Raw genomic sequence first — 20,984 nt, forward strand, 5'->3', positions numbered from 1 at the left:
GTTAATGTCATTACTTTAAAATTAGAATGAACTAAAGAATGAAAAATTGAAACTAGAATAATTAATATACTTAATAATTAAATGTTAATTTTAAGAACAAAAAGACGATGAATAAAATTTAAATTCATCGCCTTTTTAAACTGGCATTATAAATTAAAATATTTCCGTAACTTGATTCATAATAGAATATAAAGAGTTCAAGTTAATTTTACAATCAACCAAGAAATTATTTTTAATTAATAATAGCAAAAAAAGCCGACCTTTATTGGTCGGCTTTTTCAGTGGCTGTCATGCATTGTTTTAAGGTATCTAAAATATGATTATATTTTTTAATATATTCTTTTGCTTGTGTTTCTTGATCAGAAGTTAGGTTTGGCTTAACTTCTAAAGGAAGGTAAATTTCTTCACCTTCAGAATTTTTACCAATTTTTTCTTCAATATAATTTTCTACACCACTTTGTTTCAACTTAGCCAATTCTTGACACTGTGGACGTAAAGAATCTACTTTTTCATTAATCTCTTGTTTTATTTTTTCATCATCTAGTTCATCAACTATTATATAGAGCATATCGACAGTATCGAATAGTCTATCTGATACTTTAAACTCTGCAAAACGTTTCTTACTTTTCTGTGCATCAATTAAAACAGAAATTACTATCAAAGCAATAACTATAGCAATTATAAAAATTAAAAATTTCACTTACTTATACCCTTTCTTTCGCTTATAACATACTTACTTATTTTAAAAGTATACCTAAGTCAACTGGGCAAATCTACTATATTTTTAATTTATTACTGATTGATAAAGCTAAAATTTATTCTTCTACAACAAAGCTTGAAACTCTTTTTCTTCTTACATAGTGTACGGCTAGTCCAATTACTGCTCCAACCAAAGCTGGAACTAACCAGGATAATCCCATATTAGCTAATGGTAAACTACTTCTTAAATGTGCTACAGTTAAGCCAAAAGCGCTTTGACTTACTACACTTGGAAATGCGACTACCATATCTCCTAATGCTGGTACAACAGTAAAGACGATTACGAAGAAATATACAACACCATCTTTATTAAATAATGGTGAAAAGACAGATAAAAGGATCAAAACCATTGATAATGGATATAAGAACATTAACATTGGAGTAGACCAAGCGATGATTTGATCTAACCCAAAGTTTGCAGTTAAGAATGAAGCACCACAGCTAAGTGCAAGCCAGGCATGATAGCTAACCTTTGGAAAATGTTTGTGAAAATCTTGAGCAAACGCTGCAACCAATCCTACGGCAGTAGTTAAACAAGTAATTGTTAATAAAACAGCAAGTAAAGCTTGTCCGAAGATGCCAGCGTATTGGTTAACGATTTGACTAAAGGCTACTCCACCATTATCTGAGACTTTAAAATGACCTAAAGACATTGCACCCATCAAGATTAATAATAAGTAGATTAATCCGATTGCACTAACTGCAAGAACACCAGATTTGGCAACAACTTTAGATACGCTCTTAGCACTCTTTTGTCCCATTGAACGAACAGCAGTAACAACGGTAACGCCAAAGGCTAGACCAGCTAAGGCATCCATTGTGTTATATCCTTCTAAGAAACCATTCACTAAAGCTGAATGCTTATAGGCAGCAGTTACAGGAGCCACTTGCGGGTTACCTAAGGGATTGGCAAAAGCAACAACAAATACTAAAAATAAAAGGGCTAAAAATAGAGGGTTTAACACTTTACCGACATTAGATAAAATGTCATTTTCATGATAAGAAAAGGCAAAGGCTGCTAAAAAGAATAAAGCAGAAAATACTAATAAGGCAACAGTTTGCATATTTTTAGGAACGAATGGGGCCACTCCAACTGTAAATGAAACAGTTGCGGTTCTTGGAGTACCAAATAAAGGCCCGATTGTTGCGTGAATTAAAACCATAAATACTACTGCAAAAGTGGCTCCTAGTGGTTTACCAATATCATAGACACCATTTGCACGTGTGATTGCCACCGCTAAAACAGATAGTAATGGTAACAAGACACCAGTGATCAAAAATCCAACAGCTGCTGTTCCCCAATTTGAACCTGCTAATTGACCCAAATGAAGTGGAAAAATTAAGTTTCCGGCTCCAAAAAATAGTCCAAATAATAGGGACGCAACAACTAGATATTGCTTCCAAGATAACTTACGAGATTTTTGGTCTTTCATTTTTCTTCCTCCCAAAAATATTTACGAGAACAAAAAAAGTCCCTCAACCAACCTAAGTTGATTGAGGGACGCTCGAGCGTGGTACCACCCTTTATTTATATTGCTATTACTAACAATACCTTCCACGTACGGCTACACAATAGCGATACGCTGACACTGTAATGGGTGCTCCCACTATTTCTTACTAACCTATTAAGAAATAGAACTCGAAAGTGATTTTCACTTAAACTTAAAATTTATCTTCTTCCACCTAACAAGACTCGCTGTTAATTAAGAATAAGTTACTCTTCTTTCTCTTTGTTTTCATATTAATTTAACTTTGTTAATAATTATTTTAATTATTTCTATAGTAATGTCAAGACAAAATTTAATTTTTTATTTTTAAATTTTTAAGTATACAGAAAAGACGCCAAAAGATCTTTTGAAGTGCTACAAAAAAGTTAGACATTTATAAAAATTTAAATATTATTTGCTAATACACGATTTCTGTATTTTACAGGAGTCGTGTATTTTAGTTTGTTTGAACGTCTGATATTGTTGAACCAATATATATAATCCTTTAAGATTTCTTTCATTTCTTCTAAGGTGCTAATCTTTTCTCTATTAAGTCGCTCACGTTTTAAAAGATTGAAAATGGTCTCTCCAGGTGCATTATCATGACAATTTCCTTTTCTAGACATGCTTTGAGTAATATTCATTTCTTTAAGACGGGCTTGATAACCAGCATTTTGATATTGAAAACCTTGATCTGAATGTAGGATTGGATTGGCATCTTTGGGTAATTTTTCTTCCAGTTCATCAAGCATTTGATAAATAGTTTTCATTTCAGGTGAGTAGCTAGTGCAACAAGCTAATATTTCTAAGGAAGCTTCATCTACTACTGGGGAGATATATACTTTTTTACCTGTGGTCAACTTAACTTCTGTTACATCAGTATGGAGAACGCGATATGGAATTTTTTCATCAAATTTTTGCTTTAAGATATTGGGTGCCTTCTTACCCACACTACCTTTATAAGAACTATATTTACCAGTATTTTTATGATATAGAGTAGTTTTGATACCTAACATACGCATTAATTTGCGTACTGTTTCTTGAGCAAGATAAATACCTTCATCTCGTAATGCTCCCCACATTGGGCGATAGCCATATGTTTCGCGCCCTTCATCGCCATAATAAATAGCCTTAATTCTTTCTTTTACCTTTGCATATTTATCAGGCTTATTAAGACGATTATTTTTATTGTCATAGTAAGTTTTTCTATTTAAATTAAGTAAGCTTAATAGTATTTGAAGCTTTACTTGTGGTTGTTCAGCCCGAATATCCAAGATTAATCTTGTTTTTTCTTTGTTGGATAACGAGGATATCGGGCAGCCACTTTTTTTAAGACAAGATTCTCCAGTTTTAATTTTTCTATCTCAGCTTCTTGCTTAATAATCTTTTCTTCATATTTTTGTTTTTCGCTAAGTTTTATCTTTTGAGCTTGTTTCTTTTTAGTTTTCTTAGGCATTTTAGATGGACGTCCTTTCTGCTTAGGAAGTAATCCAGCCATACCTTCTTTTTTAAATTTTTTAACCCAAGTGTAAACCTGAGAAACGTTTATATTGAACTTGGTAGCTACTGGAATTTTTCCTAAATTAGGATTATTTAAGTAGTAGCGTATCACATTTAACTTAAACTCAGGAGAATAGATCATTTTCTTATGTTTAACTTTAAGAGAGTCAAGGCCATTTTCTTCAGTTTGATGAATCCAGGTACGCACCATAGATAAAGGAACATTGTATTTTTTACTTAATCCTGTCATTGAATTTTGATGATCAAAGAATTCAGAAACAATCTGTATTTTAAATTCATTAGAATATTTAGTCATAAAAAAATACCTCATAATCGTTAGATTTATGTCTAACAATTATGAGGCACTTCACTTTTACTTTCAGCGTCTTTTCTAGTTTTTATTAAACAAGATTATTCTCCAATATAGAATTCAATGTGTTGCTTTAAATTCTTAAAGTCCATTGGCAAATAACCACCAATTTCACCATCTAAATTGATTGGTACCTTGGCATTCTTGTCTTCATCAAGTAATTCTACTTTTAGAGACTTGGTTTTGGTATAAATAATTCTCGGATCATTAACATGCTTACCACTTAAGGCCATAGCCATTAATTTGACCATTTCAGTTGTTCGATCGGTCTTCACAACAATTAATTGGAATAAACCATCTGACAATTGAGCATTTGGCATAATCCGCTCAAATCCTCCGATGGAATTAGTCATCCCCAATAAGAAAAGAGATAGATTACCCTCATATACACCATCATCATAGGTTAAACGCATTTTTTGATTGCTAATCTTAGGTAACATTTCTGCACCTTTAACAATATATGCAGTATATCCTAAAACAGATTTAGCTTCAGAAGGTACAGAATAAGTAATTTCACTCAATGAACCACTAGCGGCAATATTCATAAAATATTTATCGCCAGCTTTACCAATATCCATTTTTTGTGTTTTACCATTCAAAATAACCTTAGCTGACTCCACTAAATCATCACGGGGAATTTTTAATGCCCGTGCAAAATCGTTAGTAGTCCCAGCTGGAATAACTGCCATTTTAGGACGTTTTTCTAGGGGTGCAATACCATTAACAACTTCATTAATTGTCCCATCCCCACCAGCACCAACTATTAAGTCAAAGCCTTCTAAAGCAGCACGCTTAGCCTCGTTTTGTGCAGATAAGGGCGCCGGACTGGTTCGGAAGGCACTAGCTTCATAGCCTGCTTGTTCCATAATATTTAAAATATCTGCAACACTATTAGTCATTTGTTCATGACCAGCTACAGGATTATAAATCAATCGCGCCTTCTTTACCATAGCCTACACCTTTCTCCCACTAGCGACTTTGTAATTCCTTATTTAATAATTCATTAACAACTTTAGGGTTAGCCTTACCACGAGTTTCTTTCATAATTTGTCCAACTAAGAAACCAATAGCACGATCCTTACCATTCTTAAAGTCTTCAACAGATTGTGGGTTGTTATCAACAACTTTCTTAACCATTGGTTCAAGAACAGAAAGATCTGATAATTGAACCATACCCTTATCTTCAACGTACTTCTTAGGTTCAGTACCATTTTCAATACTTTCCTTGAAGACTTTCTTAGCAATCTTAGATGAAATAGTTCCATCTTTAATCATTTTAATGATTTGAGCTAAGTTTTCTGGTGTTAACTTAATATCTTGGATTTCTACTTGTTCTTCGTTCAAGTATCCATTTACTTGCGTATTTAGCCAGTTAGCAGCAAGCTTAGGATCCGCACCAGCAGCTACTGTTGCATCATAAAAGTCACTTGATTCTTTAGTTTGCAAAATAACGTCAGCATCATATTCTTTGATACCATATTCTTCAACATAGCGTTTACGACGTGCAAAAGGTGATTCTGGTAAACTTGCCTCAATTTCATCAATCCATTCTTGACTGATGTGGTCTGGAGCAATATCAGGTTCTGGGAAGTAACGATAGTCAGCGTCCCCTTCCTTAATACGTTCCAAAACAGTCTTACCAGTAGCATCATCAAAACGACGAGTTGATACTTGAACACGACCACCAGAAAGTAAAACTTGTTGTTGACGTTGTTCTTCATATGCAAGTGAACGACGTACGTGATCAAATGAGTTCAAGTTCTTCATTTCAACCTTGTTACCCAATTCTTTTTGACCAGCAGGACGGATAGAAATGTTAGTATCAACACGCATTGATCCTTCTTCCATCTTAACGTCAGAAGCACCAGTAAATTGAACAATTTGACGTAACTTAGTTAAATATGCGTAAGCTTCTTCTGGATCTTCCATATCAGGTTCAGAAACAACTTCAAGAAGTGGTACCCCTTGACGGTTTAAGTCAACATAAGAATAACCATTGGTTCCGTGAGTGTTTTTACCGGCATCTTCTTCAATGTGCATTTCATGAATACCGATACGTTTCTTTTTACCACGAACTTCAACTTCAATATAACCATCACGAGCTAATGGTTGGAAGAACTGCGTAATCTGATATGCCTTTGGGTTATCAGGGTAAAAGTAGTTCTTACGATCAAAATGAGTAGTTGGAAGGATGTGTGAGTGGGTTGCTAAAGCAACCATGATTCCTAAACGGTAAACATCCTTATTTAACTTAGGTAATACCCCAGGCATTGCCCAGTCAATAACATTAGTTTTGGTATTAGCAGGTGCTCCATAACTTACTGGTGATGGAGAGAAGATTTTACTTTTAGTCTTTAATTCAAAGTGAACTTCAAGACCGATAGTTGATTTAAAATTCATTAATTAGTCCTCCAATCCAGTTGGTATTTTTTCATAGAATTTATTTTGACGTTCAATAAAATCAGCTACTTGGAAAATGCTTGATTCATCAAAACGCTTAGCCATAATTTGGAATCCAACAGGCATGCCATCTACCAAACCAGCAGGAACACTGGCTGCAGGAATACCAGCCATATTAGCAGAAATAGTTAAAATATCATTTGCATACATCTTAAGTGGATCTTTAATTGAAGAACCAATCTTAAATGCTGGAGTTGGTGTAGTTGGTCCAACAATTACGTCATTTTCTGCAAAAATCTTATCAAAGTCTTCGCAAATTAAAGTTCTTACTTTAGCTGCTTGTCTAAAGAAACGATCATATGAACCTGCAGATAAAGCAAAAGTACCTAACATAATACGACGCTTAACTTCATCACCAAAAGCTTCACTTCTTGACTTTACATAAACATCTAGTAAGTTCTTAGCATCTTTAGCACGGTAACCATAGCGGATACCATCATATCTTTGTAAGTTTGATGAAGCTTCACTAGAAGCAATGATGTAGTAATCCGGAACAACATATTTAGTATGTGGCAATTGTACCTTGTTAATAATTGCACCATTATCTTCTAAGATTTTGATTTGTTCATTAATTAAATCTTTAACTGCTGGTTCAACACCTTCGCCAAAGTATTCTTCAGGAACTGCTACGCGTAAGCCCTTTACATCTTTACCAATAGCTGCAGTAAAATCAGGTACTTCTTTTTCTGAAACAGTTGAATCATGTTCATCGCTACCTGCAATTACATTTAAAATCTTAGCTGAATCAGCAGCACGCTTAGTCATCACACCAATTTGATCAAGTGAGGAAGCAAAGGCAATTAATCCCCAACGAGAAACACGACCATAAGTTGGTTTAATACCAAAAATACCATTAAATGCAGCTGGTTGTCTTACTGAACCACCAGTATCTGAACCAAGAGCGGCTACAACTTCACCACTGGCAACAGCAGCAGCTGAACCACCAGATGAACCACCAGTAACTCTAGTTAAGTCCCATGGGTTCTTTGGGGCACCATAGTAAGAATTTTCACTTGATGAACCCATTGCAAATTCATCCATGTTAGCCTTACCAACAATAGTCATTTGCGCATCTTTTAACTTTGAAATAACTGTTGCATCATAAACTGGCATGTAATTGTAAAGAATATGACTTGCCGCAGTAGTCTTAATACCATTAGTAATGATGTTGTCCTTGATAGCAATTGGAATCCCAGCTAATTCATTTGATAAATCTAAATCTTCTGCTGGCTTGGCATCATCAACAACAGTAATCATTGCATTAAGCTTTGGTTCTAACTCTTTAATACCTTTGAGAGTATCTTGAGTTAATTGATCTGCAGTTATCTCGCCATCTTTTAGTTTTTTATGTAATGAGTCAATATTTTCATTTAAGTAATTCATTAGGCATTATCATCCTTATCAATAATCACAGGAACTTTAATGTAACCGTCAGCCTTTTCAGGAACATTTTCCATTAATTCTTCTCTAGTTTCCCAAAGTTCTGGCTTATCTTCTCTAAAGACAGTATCACGATCAACAACTTGGACTGTTTCTGGTACATCCTTAGTATCAACTTCAGCTAATTGGTCAGCCATGTTGATAATATCTCCCATTTGTTCAGTGAATTTTTCAAGTTCATCTTCACTAAATTCAAGTCTTGATAAGCCCGCAACGTGCTTAATATCTTCTTTTGTAATCTTCACCATTTGCCTCCTATTCTCCGCCAAAGATGTGGATTGTGTAACCATCATCTGCTGAATTCTTCGCAATTAATGCCTGAACATCATTTACCGACGTGATTTTTATTTCAATTGGTGCATTCGTAGGTAAATACTTTTTAGCTGAGGATGCAACTAAACGAGTAAAACTTTCAACTTGTGCATAACCATAAAATTGAGTAGTTACTGTAATGTTCATCTGACTTAATTTATCATTTTGGTACTGAACATTAGCTGTTACTCCACTAATATTAGGGAAGTAATCTTGAATGGCCGCTTTAAAATCACTGAATGCTGTAGCATCAGATGAATTAATTGCTTTTTCATTACCAACAACTGGTAATATTTGACTGCGATAATTAACAGTCTTCCATTGATTTATTTTACTACTATTTGCATTCGCAATGCCATAAGCAAAATAATTTCCTCCGACAAGTGAATCTTTTGAAGTTTTACTAAATAAACCAATTAAGATTGGGATGTTTTTCATCCCTTTTTGTTTACGAATTCGTTTAACTATTTTATCAGCCGCTTCTTTACCAAAACTCTCCTGCCTATCGCGAGAAATTTTCGCTTGGTATTCCGCACCACCATCTTTTTTATTGTAGTAATCAACTGAATTCAATGCTAGTCCTAGACTCATACCACCAAGCTTATAACCTGAACCACTTTTTGTAAGATAATCTTGTTCTAAAACCTGATCCAAAATTATAGGAGAATAAGCTTTTCCCTTTTTGCTTTTTTCTGGATTTAATCCTTGCTTATTACTTTTTGAATATCTACCTAACCAATCTGTCACGGTAGCTTGATTTAACTCTTGTCCTTCTTGGAAAACATATTTACCAGTTGAAAACTGATTATGAGATAAATTCATAAGTTGAGATTCTAGTGACCGTTCATCTACATTATTGTCATTATCATTTGCCGTCAGGCCAGCGATAGGACTAGTTAAATATCTACCATTTTTTAATAAGACATTATAACTATTATCATTGGTACTTGTGGTTTGGTACTTCTTCTTTTGGCTTGTTGAAGTGGTCGGGTTATTGGCTAAGTCTGAATCTTTTAAATTACCACAGGCACTTAACGTGATTAAAGCACCTAAGATAGCCGAAATTTTTAAAAATTTTTTCAACTTATTGTGTCCTTCTTAATTATTTTTATTCATTTGAGCAATTGCATCTTGTTCAGTTAATAAAGGTACTTCAAGTTGTTGAGCCTTCGTCAACTTCGAGCCTGCATCATCACCATAGATCAAGTAGTCGGTTTTCTTTGAGACAGAACTCGTAACTTTTGCCCCCAATGCTTGTAATTTCTTCGTAAATTCACTTCTAGTAAAATCAGCTAGTTTTCCTGTTAATACCACTGTTTTATCTTTAAAGAAATTATCTGTAATTTCACCTTCATCAGTGCCAAGATAGCCCATGTTAACGCCACTATCCATTAACTCTTGGATTAATTTTCGAGCTTGTGGCTGAGCAAAATAAGCTACCATTGATTCTGCAATCGTCTCTCCTATTGTATCGATAGTTGTGAGTTCTGGCACGCTTAAATTCATAATCTTTTCCAAGTCTTTATATTTTTCGACTATTAATCGCGCCGCTTTTGCTCCAACATGATCAATTCCGAGACCAAAAAGTAATAATTCTACAGAATTTTCTTTACTATTATTAATCGACGTTAACAGATTATCAATTGATTTTTCTTTAAAATGATCTAGTTGACCTAATTGCTCAGCACTTAAATGATAAAGATCAGCTACATCTTTAACAAAGCCCTTATCAATTAGTTGCTTAACAATCTTGGGGCCTAGTCCTCTAATATCCATCGCTTGTCTTGAGGCAAAGTGAGTAATTCGCTCTTCCACTTGAGCAGGACACATTGGATTGACACATCTTAAAGCCACTTCGCCTTTTAAATGAACTAACTCTCCACCACACGATGGGCACTTAGTTGGAATTTGATAAGGCTGGCTATCAGCAGGACGTTTAGATAAAACTACTTCAGATATTTCTGGAATAATATCTCCTGCCTTATGAAGCTTAACTGTATCGCCAATTCGCACATCTTTTTGCTTCAAGAGCTCCTCATTATGTAGAACTGCTCTTGATACAGTCGTTCCTGCTAATTGAACAGGGTCCATGATAGCAGTTGGAGTGACAACCCCCGTACGGCCTACAGTCCATACTATCTCACGCACAATAGTTTCTTGTTCTTCAGGTGGGAATTTATAAGCAATCTCCCAGCGCGGAACCTTTACTGTATTTCCTAAGTCATTTTGTAAACTTAAATCGTCTACTTTTAAAACAATACCATCAATTCCGTAAGATAAACTATTACGTTTTTCAGTATATTCATCAATAAAATCAAAAACTTCATCCATTGATTCAAAGCGTCGACCAGTTTGATTAGTATGAAAACCTAACTTATTCAATTCATCAATTGCTTGATGTTGACTGGTAATATTTTTGGGTGGATTTACCCACGTATAAATAAAAGTACTTAAATCTCTTTTTTTGGTAATCTGCGCATTTAATTGCCGCAAGGAACCTGCTGCAGCATTACGCGGATTAGCAAAAGCTTGTTCACCTTTAGCGTCTCGTTCGCTGTTTAATAAAGCAAACGATTCTTTCCCCATATAACACTCACCTCTAACTTCTGTTGTTAAAGGTACAGGTAAGGTTTGGGGAATATCTTTAATAAAGCGAGCATTGGCAGTAACATCTTCACCTACTGTCCCATTCCCACGAGTAGAAGCTCTAACTAATTTTCCTGCTTCATATTCTAAAGACAAAGATAAACCGTCAATCTTTAATTCGGCATTATAAGCAACTGGATGGCCAATTACCTTTTGGATGCGCTCATCAAATTCTTTTAATTCAGCCTTTGAAAACACATCCCCCATTGAAAGCATTGGCACAGCATGTTCTACTTTAGAGAAACTACTTTTAATTTCTCCCCCTACACGCTGAGTAATGGAATCTGAAGTAACTAAGCTAGGAAATTCTTTTTCTAATTTAACTAACTCATTATAACTTTTATCATAAGTTGCATCTTCAACTACTGGGGCATCCTTAGTATAGTAGGCATCCGCCCATTTATTTAACTGTTCTCTTAGCGCTGTAACTTTTTCTTGCGCCTGTTCAAGTGATAACTGAGTCATAAAATACCCCCTCTAAAACTACTTTCTTCTTAATTATAGCTTTTTAATAGGAGCAAATGCAGCTAAAAGGCGTTTTATCCCTTTTCCAGAAAAAGCAATATCTAATTCCATATCTTCACCGCTACCATTTACTTTTACAACTACACCTTTTCCCCAGGCTTTATGTTCTACTTGATCCCCAACTTGCCAGCTTTCTTTATCAGCGCCAACTGCTCCTGCTGGCTTTTTAGCCGTATAGACTTTAGCATGTGCTCGCTCATTTTGTCTGGCAAAAGGAATGGTTTTAGAGTACGAGCGTGCAGAAACATCAATAATTGTATCTGTATCCTTATTTAACTTCTCAAGATCCTCATCATCAATTTCATCTAAAAAACGTGAAGGTGGATTATTTTGTGGACGACCATAAAGCATGCGTGAATAGGCATTAGTTAAGTAAAGCTCTTTTTCTGCCCGAGTAATACCAACATATGCTAAACGACGTTCTTCTTCTAATTCACTATCATCAGTTAAGGCTCGGGATAATGGGAAAATTCCCTCTTCCATGCCAATTAAAAAGACAACAGGAAATTCTAGCCCTTTAGCAGCATGCAAGGTCATTAAAGTTACTTGATTATCAGCATTTTCTAAATCATCTTGATCACTTAATAACGTAACATCAGCCAAAAAATCTTCTAATACTGAAGAATCTTCATCTTCAGGTTCATACTGATCATCGAAGCGCTTAGTCACCGTTAAAAATTCATCTAAGTTTTCTAAACGACTATCACCTTCAATTGTATGTTCGTTTTTTAAGGCATCAACATAACCAAAATCGTTTAATATCTTCTCGGTTAACCCTGTAACGCTATGCTCTTTAGCAAATTTGAATGCTTCTTCAAAATTACTGCCAAATTCTTTCAACGTTGTTCGTGCCCGTCCAGTTATTGGTGCTAAATCCAAATTTTGAAATGCTTCTAACATACTAAAATTGTGTTCTTGCGCAAAACTCATAAACTTAGCAATCGTTGTTGGTCCAATTCCGCGTTTAGGTGTATTAATGATTCTATTTAAACTCATTGAATCAGCTGGATTCGCAATAATTTTTAAATAAGCTAAAATATCACGAATTTCCTTACGGTCATAAAACTTATGACCACCAACGATTTTATAAGGAATATTTGATTTAACAAGCATTTCTTCAATATTACGAGATTGTGAGTTTGTACGATATAACACCGCAAAGTCTTTATACTGGAGCTTATTATCTTTTATCTTTTCTTTAATTTTGGAAACAATAAAGTAACCCTCATCGTTACCGCTTTGAGCACGATAATAATTTACCTTTTTTCCTTCTCCTCTATCAGTCCAAAGCTTTTTAGGTTTACGGTTAAGGTTATTTTTAATAACCGCATTAGCTGCATTTAAAATATGTCCAGTTGAACGATAATTTTGCTCTAACATTATTGTTTGAACTTCATCATCTTGATAATCTTGTTCAAAATTCAAAATATTTTCCATGTTGGCACCACGCCAACCATAAATTGATTGATCAGCATCCCCAACAACACAAATATTTTTATACTGTGCAGCTAATTCATGACACAACTCATATTGCGCTTGATTAGTATCCTGATATTCATCAACCATAATATATTGAAATTTATTTTGATAATAATGTAATGTTGCCTTATCTTTTTTAAACAAGACCAATGTCTGCATGATTAAATCATCAAAATCCATAATTTGATCACGCTTTAAACTCTTTTGATATTCATGATAAATTTGTGCAGTTATTTTTTCAAAAGGACTTTTTGCTAACTCATCATAAGCTGCCGGAGTAAGTAAATCATTCTTTGCATTTGAAATTGTGCTTAAAATAGCTCGCGGATCATACATTTTAGGATTTATGTTTAAATCTTTTTCAATTCTCTTAACTAAAGTTAATTGTTCACTTGAATCAGCAATTGAAAAATTAGATGAATATCCTATTTTATCTGCATCTCGTCTCAAAATTCGTACACATAAGGCATGAAAGGTTGACATCCAAACACTTTCTGCAACTGGTCCAAGTAAATTTTGGACACGCTCTCTCATTTCAGTTGCGGCCTTATTTGTAAACGTAATTGCTAAGATATTCCATGGAGCTACTCCTTGCTCTTCAATCAAATATGCTATGCGTCGTGTTAAAACGGATGTCTTACCACTTCCGGCACCAGCAACAACTAATAAAGGGCCATTGGTAGTTTGGACCGCCTTAATTTGTTGTTCATTTAAGTTTTCTAAAATTGAATTTTCACTCATTTCGCTCTCCACTAGTTAATAATTCCAGCAATTTTGACTTATTAATTATAGCAAAAAAGGAGCTAGCTTTTTAGCTAACTCCTCTAATTATCATAGTGAGTTAAATTATATTGCTTAATAAGACTAATTAATTTTGTAGCATAGGTGGGATCTGTTGCATAACCATCAGCCTGAAGCGCCTTAGCCTGTTCTTCATAATTTTTTGCAGCTAAAACATCTGCATATTGATTCTTATTCCAATTTGTTCCATTTACAATCAACATCGTATGAGCTTGAATTGAAGCCTCATAAGAATCATATACTTGAAACCTGCCGTGAATAGTTTTCCACCGTCCATTGACAAATTCTTGTGTTGTTAACACCTTAGATGTAGCTTTATTCACACCCTTAACGCCAAATAAATTATTATATTCCCGCGCTAAAGTACTTTGACCGAAATTACTTTCTAAACATGCCTGAGCAATAGTAACACTTGGAAAAAGCCCATATGGTTTATCCTGAGCTTGCGCAATCGGACCAACTATAGAAATAAATTCATCCTTTGATACATTTTGACCAAGATGTTTAGTATTCTGACTACTATACATTTTCAAGCCAACAAAAAGAATAAATATAATTAAAAAAATTCCAAAAATTTTGAAAAGTAGAAAATTAAATTTCTTTTTGTAAGATTTTTTTCCCATTATCAATTAATTCTCTTGAGTAAATATTTTTTTACTGGTAAGGCAATAAAAGGTGTTACAAATCCAGTAAAAATTGCTTCAGTAATCCCATTCATTCCTAAGACGGTTAGTAAAATTCCAATTAATGGAGTTTGATTCTGGTCTTGACCTAAATTATGTAAAAGAATTCTAGGATCGCGCATAAAGAATAAACTAGTCAATCCAATCACTAGTAAAGTGTTAACAGCCGAAGTAACTAATCCTGCCATCACATAAACAAAAATTGTTTGACCTCTTTTTTGTAAATTGGCTGCTTGTCCAATCATTCCACCGGCAAATCCAGCAGCTGCCCTAGGAATAATCGCAATAATGGGATTTTGAAAAAGCATTAAGCTAACTAAATCACCAGGTTGAGTATAAGCTAAAATTAAACTCAAAATACCCCAGACTAATCCCATAGCAGCACCAAATCCTGTTCCTAGCAATACCCCAGCCAATGCAACGGTTAATGGGATAATTGTTATCGAAGGTAAGCCCGGCAAAATTCGAATATACCCCAAATAGGGTACAAAAGATTGGATAATTAATATCGCAATAAAAATAGCCCCAATAGTGATCGTCTGCACTCTTTTTTGTCGCATATTTTACTCCTTATGTACATTTCTAACAAAAAAAGGAAGCCGTATTTACGACTCCCTTAAGTAATGCGGGCGAGAAGACTCGAACTTCCACGATCAAAAAGCGATCACAAGATCCTTAGTCTTGCGCGTCTGCCATTCCGCCACGCCCGCGTTCCTTAATAATATATCAAAGATTCAACTAATTCGCAAATACAATAATACTTTTTTAGTAGCTTTTTTCAATTAAGTTTAATGGTCCATGACATTTTCCACACCGATAACGTCTTGTATCAATTCGCCTAACTCTAGGATAAAGTAGATGACAATCCTGACACTGATAAAGATATTTGATCTTTGGTCTTCTTCGCAAACCAATATCGGGAGTATAACGTGAGCCACCAACTTGTTTTAGTAAGTTTTTAAAATCTGCATCACGATGTCGATATCCTTTGCCGGCTAAGTGCAAATGATAATGTGTAAGTTCATGCTTAATTATTCCTATTAAATCCTCATGATACTTTTCATCTAAAAAATGTTCATTAACTTCGATATGATGATCTTGTAAAAAATATCTTCCTCCAGTAGTCCGCATTCGCTTATTAATTTTTACCTTATGAGAAAAGGGACGATGAAAATTCTTAAGTGAAATTTGTTCTACTAAAATCTGTAAATCATTTTCATTCATGTTCCATATTTTAACGCAAAATAAAAGAGAGACAAGACAAATTTTCTTATCTCTCTTCAAAACTATTTATTAGCTAATTTACGTTGGAAAAACTTAATAATTTCAACAATGAAAATCATCAAGAAACCAGCTACAATTACGACTAACCATTGCATGCCGTCTAATTCATTTACATCGAATAATTTGTTTAAGAATGGTAATTCAACGGCTGCCATTACAATAGCTGCACCTAAAATAGCCCAATTAAACCATTTATTCTTTAAAGTTTCCTTACGGAAAATTGATTGATGAATGTATTTAGAGTTAATAGCATGGAACAATTGAATTAAACCTAAGGTTAAGAAGGCCATTGTTAAAGCATCAGCATGTTGCATAGTTGGATTATCCACATGCGGTCCAACGTGCAAGCCGAATTGATATGCTCCTAATACTAAAATACCTTCCAAAATACCTTGATAGATAATTGAACTTGCAACTCCACCACTAAAGAAGTTTGAATTCTTACCACGTGGTTTACGCTTCATTAAGCCCTTTTCTGCCGGTTCTAAACCAAGCGCAATGGCAGGAAAAGTATCAGTAACTAAGTTAATCCACAATAATTGAACTGGTTCTAAAATATCCCAGCCAAGCATTGTCATCATAAAGACTGTTAATACTTCACCTACGTTACAACTCATTAAATAAAGAATTGCTTTTTGAATATTAGAGAAAACTTTTCTCCCTTGCTTGACGGCTTCAACAATTGTTGCAAAGTTATCATCAGCTAAAACCATATCACTAGCACCCTTAGAAACTTCAGTACCAGTAATACCCATACCAATTCCGATATCAGCTTGTTTTAAACTTGGAGCATCATTAACCCCATCACCGGTCATTGCAACTATCTTATCATTTGCTTGCCATGCCTTCACAATTCTAACCTTATTTTCAGGTGAAACACGAGCATAAACACTGTAGTCCTTAACGTGCTCAATAAAGTAATCATCCGATAACTTATCTAATTCAGCTCCAGTTAACACAGCATGACTTTGATCTGGACTTTCTTCTAAAATCCCTAAGCGAGAAGCAATAGCTGCGGCTGTGATTTGGTGGTCACCAGTAATCATAACTGTTCTAATACCCGCCTTTTTAGCTTCAGCAACGGCGGCTTTTGCTTCTGGACGTTCAGGGTCGATCATCCCCACCAAACCAGCAAAGATGAGATCTGATTCAACATTTTCGCTTGTTGGATCGGCATAAGGCTCTGCCACATACTTATAGGCTAGACCTAATACACGTAAAGCGCCTTCGGCTAAATCCTTGTTAGTATCAAGAATATTTTGCTTTTGAGCTTCAGTGATTGGACTTACCTGACCATCCTTATCAATTTTTGTAACTCGCTTTAATAATTCATCCGGAGCACCTTTAACAGCAACGTAGTATTTGTCCCCAAATTTATTCACAGTGGACATTAATTTACGAATTGAATCAAAAGGTACTTCTTGAACACGCTTGTATTCATTCAATAAATTCTCTACCTTAATATTTTGATGAAAAGCATATTGAATTAAAGCTGTTTCAGTTGGATCACCTAAAAGTGCTCCACCATCTTGAATTTGAGTATCATTGGCTAACACCATTGAAAGTAAGGCAGGATTAGTAGCACTAATTTCTTCACTATTATTGTGTAAGGAAGCATTATAGAAAACTTTTTCAACGGTCATTTGATTTTGGGTCAAAGTACCAGTCTTGTCAGAACAAATGATATCAGTTGCTCCTAAAGTTTCTACAGCAGGTAACTTTCTTACAATTGCTTTATGCTTAGCCATAGTTTGGGTACCTAAAGCTAAGATAATTGTCACAATTGCCGGTAATCCTTCTGGAATTGCAGCTACCGCTAATGAAACAGCTACTAAGAACATATCAATCATCAACTTAGAGTTACGTTGAGCAGGATCAGCCTTTAACACTCCGACCACAAATACAATCACACAGATTGCCAAAATCATGATGGTAAGAGTTTTACCCAACTGGTTCAAGTTCTTTTGTAATGGGGTAGTTGTTTCATCGGCATTATTAAGCATAGTAGCAATTTTTCCGACTTCTGTATTCATCCCCGTTTCGGTAACAATACCTTCACCACGCCCATAAGTCACACTTGTATTAGCATAACCCATATTTACACGGTCACCTAAGGCAACATCATCTTCAGGCAGAGTTTCATTACTCTTTTCTACCGGTACTGATTCACCAGTTAAGGCAGATTCTTCAATCTTCAAACTTTCTGCCACGGTCCAACGCAAATCAGCCGGAACAATATCCCCAGCCTCTAATAACACAACATCTCCTGGTACAATTTCTGTACTTGAAATTTCTAAAATAACTCCATCTCTACGTACATGAGCATTAGGAGTAGACATTTCTTTCAAGGCATCAATTGCTGCTTCTGATCTACTTTCTTGGAAAACACCCAAAACAGCATTCAATAAAACAACTATTAAAATAATTGCTGCATCTGTCCACTCATTAGCAACAAATCCTGAAAGTAATGCTGCTACGATCAAGACGATAATCATGAAGTCTTTAAACTGATCCAAAAAGCGAGCTACTAAACTCTTCTTCTTACCTGCAGCTAATTCATTCAGGCCATCTTTTGCTAGTCGCTGTTCAGCTTCTTGCTTAGATAGACCAGTTGCCGTCGAAGTATGTAACTCCTTTTCTACTTCAGGAATAGATTTATCATAAAATTTCACTAACATTTCCTCCGTAACAAAAAAAAGACTTATGTCCATCTCTGGTACATAAGTCTCACTCATTAAGACAAGTCCAGAGAGATAATGCTCTCGGTTGTTGGGCTTGTCGCAATCGCTTGCCGTTACTCCCTTATTACAATACTATTATATTAAAAATCTAATAAGAGATGCAAGGTCTAATTTTTATAAAAATCATCAAAAATAGTTACTGGCAAATGGCGCTTGTGTTCACTCTTTTTCCACAATTTTTCAATTTGTTCTGCAGCTTCATCGCTTACTTCACGACCTTCAAGGTAATCATCTACGTCCTGATAAGAAACACCCAAAGCTACTTCATCTGGTAAAGCAGGACGATCTTCTTCCAAGTCTGCAGTTGGTGCCTTCAAGTAAAGGTGTTCAGGTGCACCAAGTTCTTTAAGCATTGCTTTGCCTTGACGCTTATCTAAGCGGAATAATGGGGTAATGTCAGCTGCACCATCACCATATTTAGTATAAAAACCAGAGAAGTTTTCGGCAGCATGATCTGTTCCAATTACCGCACCCTTGTTAGCTCCCGCAATTGCGTATTGAACCACCATTCTTTGGCGCGCTTTGATATTACCTTTATTAAAATCAGTAATCTTTTGACCACTTGCTTCTACAACCTTAACCATAGCATCAACTGGTTCTTTAATATTAACAATTAAATCTTGGTCAGGCTTTTGAAAAGCAACCGCATCTGCAGCATCACTAGCATCAGCTTGAACTCCATACGGAAGACGAACAGCGATAAATTGATAAGAATCATCGCCAGTTTCTTCACGCATTTCTTCAATTGCCATTTGGGCTAATTTTCCAGTTAAAGTGGAATCTTGTCCGCCTGAAATTCCTAAAACATAGGATTTTAAAAAGGGATTTGCCTTTAAATAATCCTTTAAAAAGTCAATCGACTTTCTAATTTCTTCTTTAGGATCAATTTCAGGTTTTACTTTTTCATATTCAACGATCTTTTTTTGTAAGGGTCTCATTTTTTACCTTCTTTAATTAATATGGGAACGAATTTCATTAATTAGATTCATCTTGTGATCATACAATTTTTGTGATAAATCAACCGGATAATCTTGGGGATTTAAGCTCCGTTTATACTCATCCCACAAGCTATCAAGATTATTAGCCGCAAATTGCTTAATTTCTTGCAAGCTTGGTTCCTTATAAACCTGTTTTCCTTTTTCAAAGATAGGTTGGAGCAATGGACGCGCAGTAAAGTCAGTAACAACTTTATTAATATAAGTATATTGTGGGTGGAACATAAAGAGTGAATCAAAATTACGTGGATCTTCATCTACTCTTGATACCCAGTCACCTTCATTTTTCTTTACTTGGTTAGCAGAAATGCGCCAAACTTGCTTCTTACCAGGGGTCGACACCTTCTCAGCATTAGATGAAATCTTTAAGGTATCACGCATATTACCATTTTCATCTTCCATTGAAACTAACTTATAGACACCACCCAAAGCTGGTTGATCAAAAGCAGTAATAAGCTTTGTTCCTACGCCCCAAACATCAATCCGGGCATGTTGCATTTTTAAGTTTTGGATAGTTTTTTCATCCAAATCATTTGAAGCAAAAATCTTAGCATCTTTAAAGCCGGCATCATCCAATTGTTTACGAACTTTCTTAGAGATATATGCCATATCGCCAGAATCAATTCGAACGCCTAAGAAATTAATCTTATCACCCATTTCCTTAGCGACTTTAATTGCAGTAGGAACTCCACTACGCAAAGTATCATAAGTGTCAACCAAGAAAACACAGTCTTTATGAGTTTCAGCATATGCTTTAAACGCTTCATATTCATTGCCAAAAGCTTGAACTAAAGCGTGGGCATGTGTCCCTGAAACTGGAATACCAAATAATTTACCTGCGCGCACATTACTTGTCGCATCAAAACCACCAATATAGGCTGCACGCGTACCCCAAATAGCAGCATCTGTTTCTTGAGCTCGACGAGATCCAAATTCCATCAACTTATCGTTGCCAACTGCAACCTTAATTCTAGCAGCCTTAGTGGCAATCAAGGTTTGGAAATTAATAATATTCAAAAGTGCGGTTTCAACTAATTGTGCTTGTGCTAATGGTCCTTCAATTTGCATAATTGGTTCATTAGCAAAGACCAACTCTCCTTCAACAGCCGCTTTAACACTTAGCTTAAGTTTTAAGTTTCTTAAATAATCGATGAAGTCATCATCATAATTTTCTTGTTCTTTTAAATATTTTAGATCGCTTTCCTTAAAATGTAAGTTATTTAAGTAGTCAATTGCTCGACTCAGACCGGCATTAACCGCATAGCCATTACCAAACGGTTCTTTTCTAAAAAACAACTCAAAAACAGCATTTCTTTCACTAATGCCCTTTTTAAAATATGTGTACATCATATTAATTTCATACAAATCTGTATGTAAGATCAAGGAATCGTCTTGATCGAGTTCTTTGTTTAACATTTTTTCCTCACATAAATCTAAATTATTCTTGTGTTTAATTATAATCATTTAATCAAATATAGCAAAAAAGCATCGCTAATTTGCGA

The 20,984-nt window shown here is 35.1% G+C and carries 16 protein-coding genes, 1 tRNA gene and 1 other annotated feature; all 17 genes read right to left on the reverse strand.

From position 1 onward, the window contains the following. Positions 1-262 precede the first annotated feature (262 nt). The 17 genes from FP432_RS04605 to FP432_RS04685 all read right to left on the reverse strand — a co-directional run bounded on the left by FP432_RS04605 (position 263) and on the right by FP432_RS04685 (position 20,898). Complete coding sequence (locus FP432_RS04605) at positions 263-700, reverse strand: hypothetical protein (RefSeq protein WP_265488158.1); 438 nt, start codon at positions 698-700, stop codon at positions 263-265. A gap of 115 nt (positions 701-815) precedes the next feature. Continuing rightward, positions 816-2,192 (reverse strand): branched-chain amino acid transport system II carrier protein, encoded by a 1,377-nt coding sequence (gene brnQ, locus FP432_RS04610; RefSeq protein WP_265488159.1) that lies wholly within the window; start codon positions 2,190-2,192, stop codon positions 816-818. 61 nt (positions 2,193-2,253) lie between these two features. Further along, positions 2,254-2,499, reverse strand: a binding site (T-box leader). Between the two features lie 151 nt (positions 2,500-2,650). Further along, positions 2,651-4,062, reverse strand: a protein-coding gene (locus FP432_RS04615; RefSeq protein WP_265488160.1) for an IS3 family transposase whose coding sequence is annotated in 2 segments (ribosomal slippage) — positions 2,651-3,582 and positions 3,582-4,062 — 1,413 coding nt in all. Because the reading frame shifts where the segments join, the coding sequence is not laid out codon by codon here. Positions 4,063-4,157: 95 nt separating this feature from the next. Next, entirely contained in the window at positions 4,158-5,066 is a 909-nt protein-coding gene (locus tag FP432_RS04620) for a diacylglycerol kinase (RefSeq protein ID WP_265488161.1), read from the reverse strand. Between the two features lie 19 nt (positions 5,067-5,085). Continuing rightward, entirely contained in the window at positions 5,086-6,516 is a 1,431-nt protein-coding gene (gene gatB / locus FP432_RS04625) for an Asp-tRNA(Asn)/Glu-tRNA(Gln) amidotransferase subunit GatB (protein WP_265488162.1), read from the reverse strand. A 3-nt stretch (positions 6,517-6,519) separates the two neighbouring features. Further along, a complete protein-coding gene (gene gatA / locus FP432_RS04630) occupies positions 6,520-7,959 on the reverse strand; it encodes an Asp-tRNA(Asn)/Glu-tRNA(Gln) amidotransferase subunit GatA (protein WP_265488163.1) in 1,440 nt (479 codons plus the stop codon). Next, positions 7,959-8,261 carry an Asp-tRNA(Asn)/Glu-tRNA(Gln) amidotransferase subunit GatC gene (gene gatC / locus FP432_RS04635; protein ID WP_265488164.1) on the reverse strand — a complete coding sequence of 101 codons (303 nt, stop codon included), beginning with the start codon at positions 8,259-8,261 and terminating at the stop codon, positions 7,959-7,961. Before gatC ends, gatA begins: the two co-directional genes overlap by 1 nt. Positions 8,262-8,271: 10 nt before the next feature. Then, positions 8,272-9,411: a CamS family sex pheromone protein gene (locus FP432_RS04640; RefSeq protein ID WP_265488165.1), complete on the reverse strand. Its 1,140-nt coding sequence runs from the start codon at positions 9,409-9,411 to the stop codon at positions 8,272-8,274. Between the two features lie 15 nt (positions 9,412-9,426). Further along, a complete protein-coding gene (ligA, locus tag FP432_RS04645) occupies positions 9,427-11,439 on the reverse strand; it encodes an NAD-dependent DNA ligase LigA (protein ID WP_265488166.1) in 2,013 nt (670 codons plus the stop codon). 33 nt (positions 11,440-11,472) lie between these two features. Next, positions 11,473-13,719 (reverse strand): DNA helicase PcrA, encoded by a 2,247-nt coding sequence (gene pcrA / locus FP432_RS04650; protein ID WP_265488167.1) that lies wholly within the window; start codon positions 13,717-13,719, stop codon positions 11,473-11,475. Positions 13,720-13,802: 83 nt separating this feature from the next. After that, a complete protein-coding gene (locus FP432_RS04655) occupies positions 13,803-14,408 on the reverse strand; it encodes a glycoside hydrolase family 73 protein (RefSeq protein ID WP_416202876.1) in 606 nt (201 codons plus the stop codon). Beyond that, positions 14,405-15,022: an ECF transporter S component gene (locus FP432_RS04660; RefSeq protein ID WP_265488169.1), complete on the reverse strand. Its 618-nt coding sequence runs from the start codon at positions 15,020-15,022 to the stop codon at positions 14,405-14,407. The genes FP432_RS04655 and FP432_RS04660 overlap by 4 nt, the downstream gene beginning before the upstream one ends. A gap of 64 nt (positions 15,023-15,086) precedes the next feature. After that, positions 15,087-15,172 (reverse strand) — tRNA-Leu (locus FP432_RS04665). Positions 15,173-15,227: 55 nt separating this feature from the next. Beyond that, the gene (locus FP432_RS04670) at positions 15,228-15,686 is read right to left on the reverse strand and encodes a SprT family protein (RefSeq protein ID WP_265488170.1); all 459 of its coding nucleotides are present in this window, start codon (positions 15,684-15,686) and stop codon (positions 15,228-15,230) included. A 62-nt stretch (positions 15,687-15,748) separates the two neighbouring features. Further along, positions 15,749-18,418, reverse strand: coding sequence for a calcium-translocating P-type ATPase, PMCA-type (locus FP432_RS04675; protein ID WP_416202877.1), 2,670 nt, complete (start codon positions 18,416-18,418; stop codon positions 15,749-15,751). A 176-nt stretch (positions 18,419-18,594) separates the two neighbouring features. Beyond that, positions 18,595-19,425, reverse strand: a complete 831-nt coding sequence (gene nadE, locus FP432_RS04680) for an ammonia-dependent NAD(+) synthetase (protein ID WP_265488171.1) — start codon at positions 19,423-19,425, stop codon at positions 18,595-18,597. Between the two features lie 12 nt (positions 19,426-19,437). After that, the gene (locus FP432_RS04685; protein ID WP_265488172.1) at positions 19,438-20,898 is read right to left on the reverse strand and encodes a nicotinate phosphoribosyltransferase; all 1,461 of its coding nucleotides are present in this window, start codon (positions 20,896-20,898) and stop codon (positions 19,438-19,440) included. Between the last annotated feature and the right edge of the window lie 86 nt (positions 20,899-20,984).

Source organism: Lactobacillus sp. PV034 (assembly GCF_014522305.1).
Taxonomy (GTDB): Bacteria; Bacillota; Bacilli; order Lactobacillales; family Lactobacillaceae; genus Lactobacillus.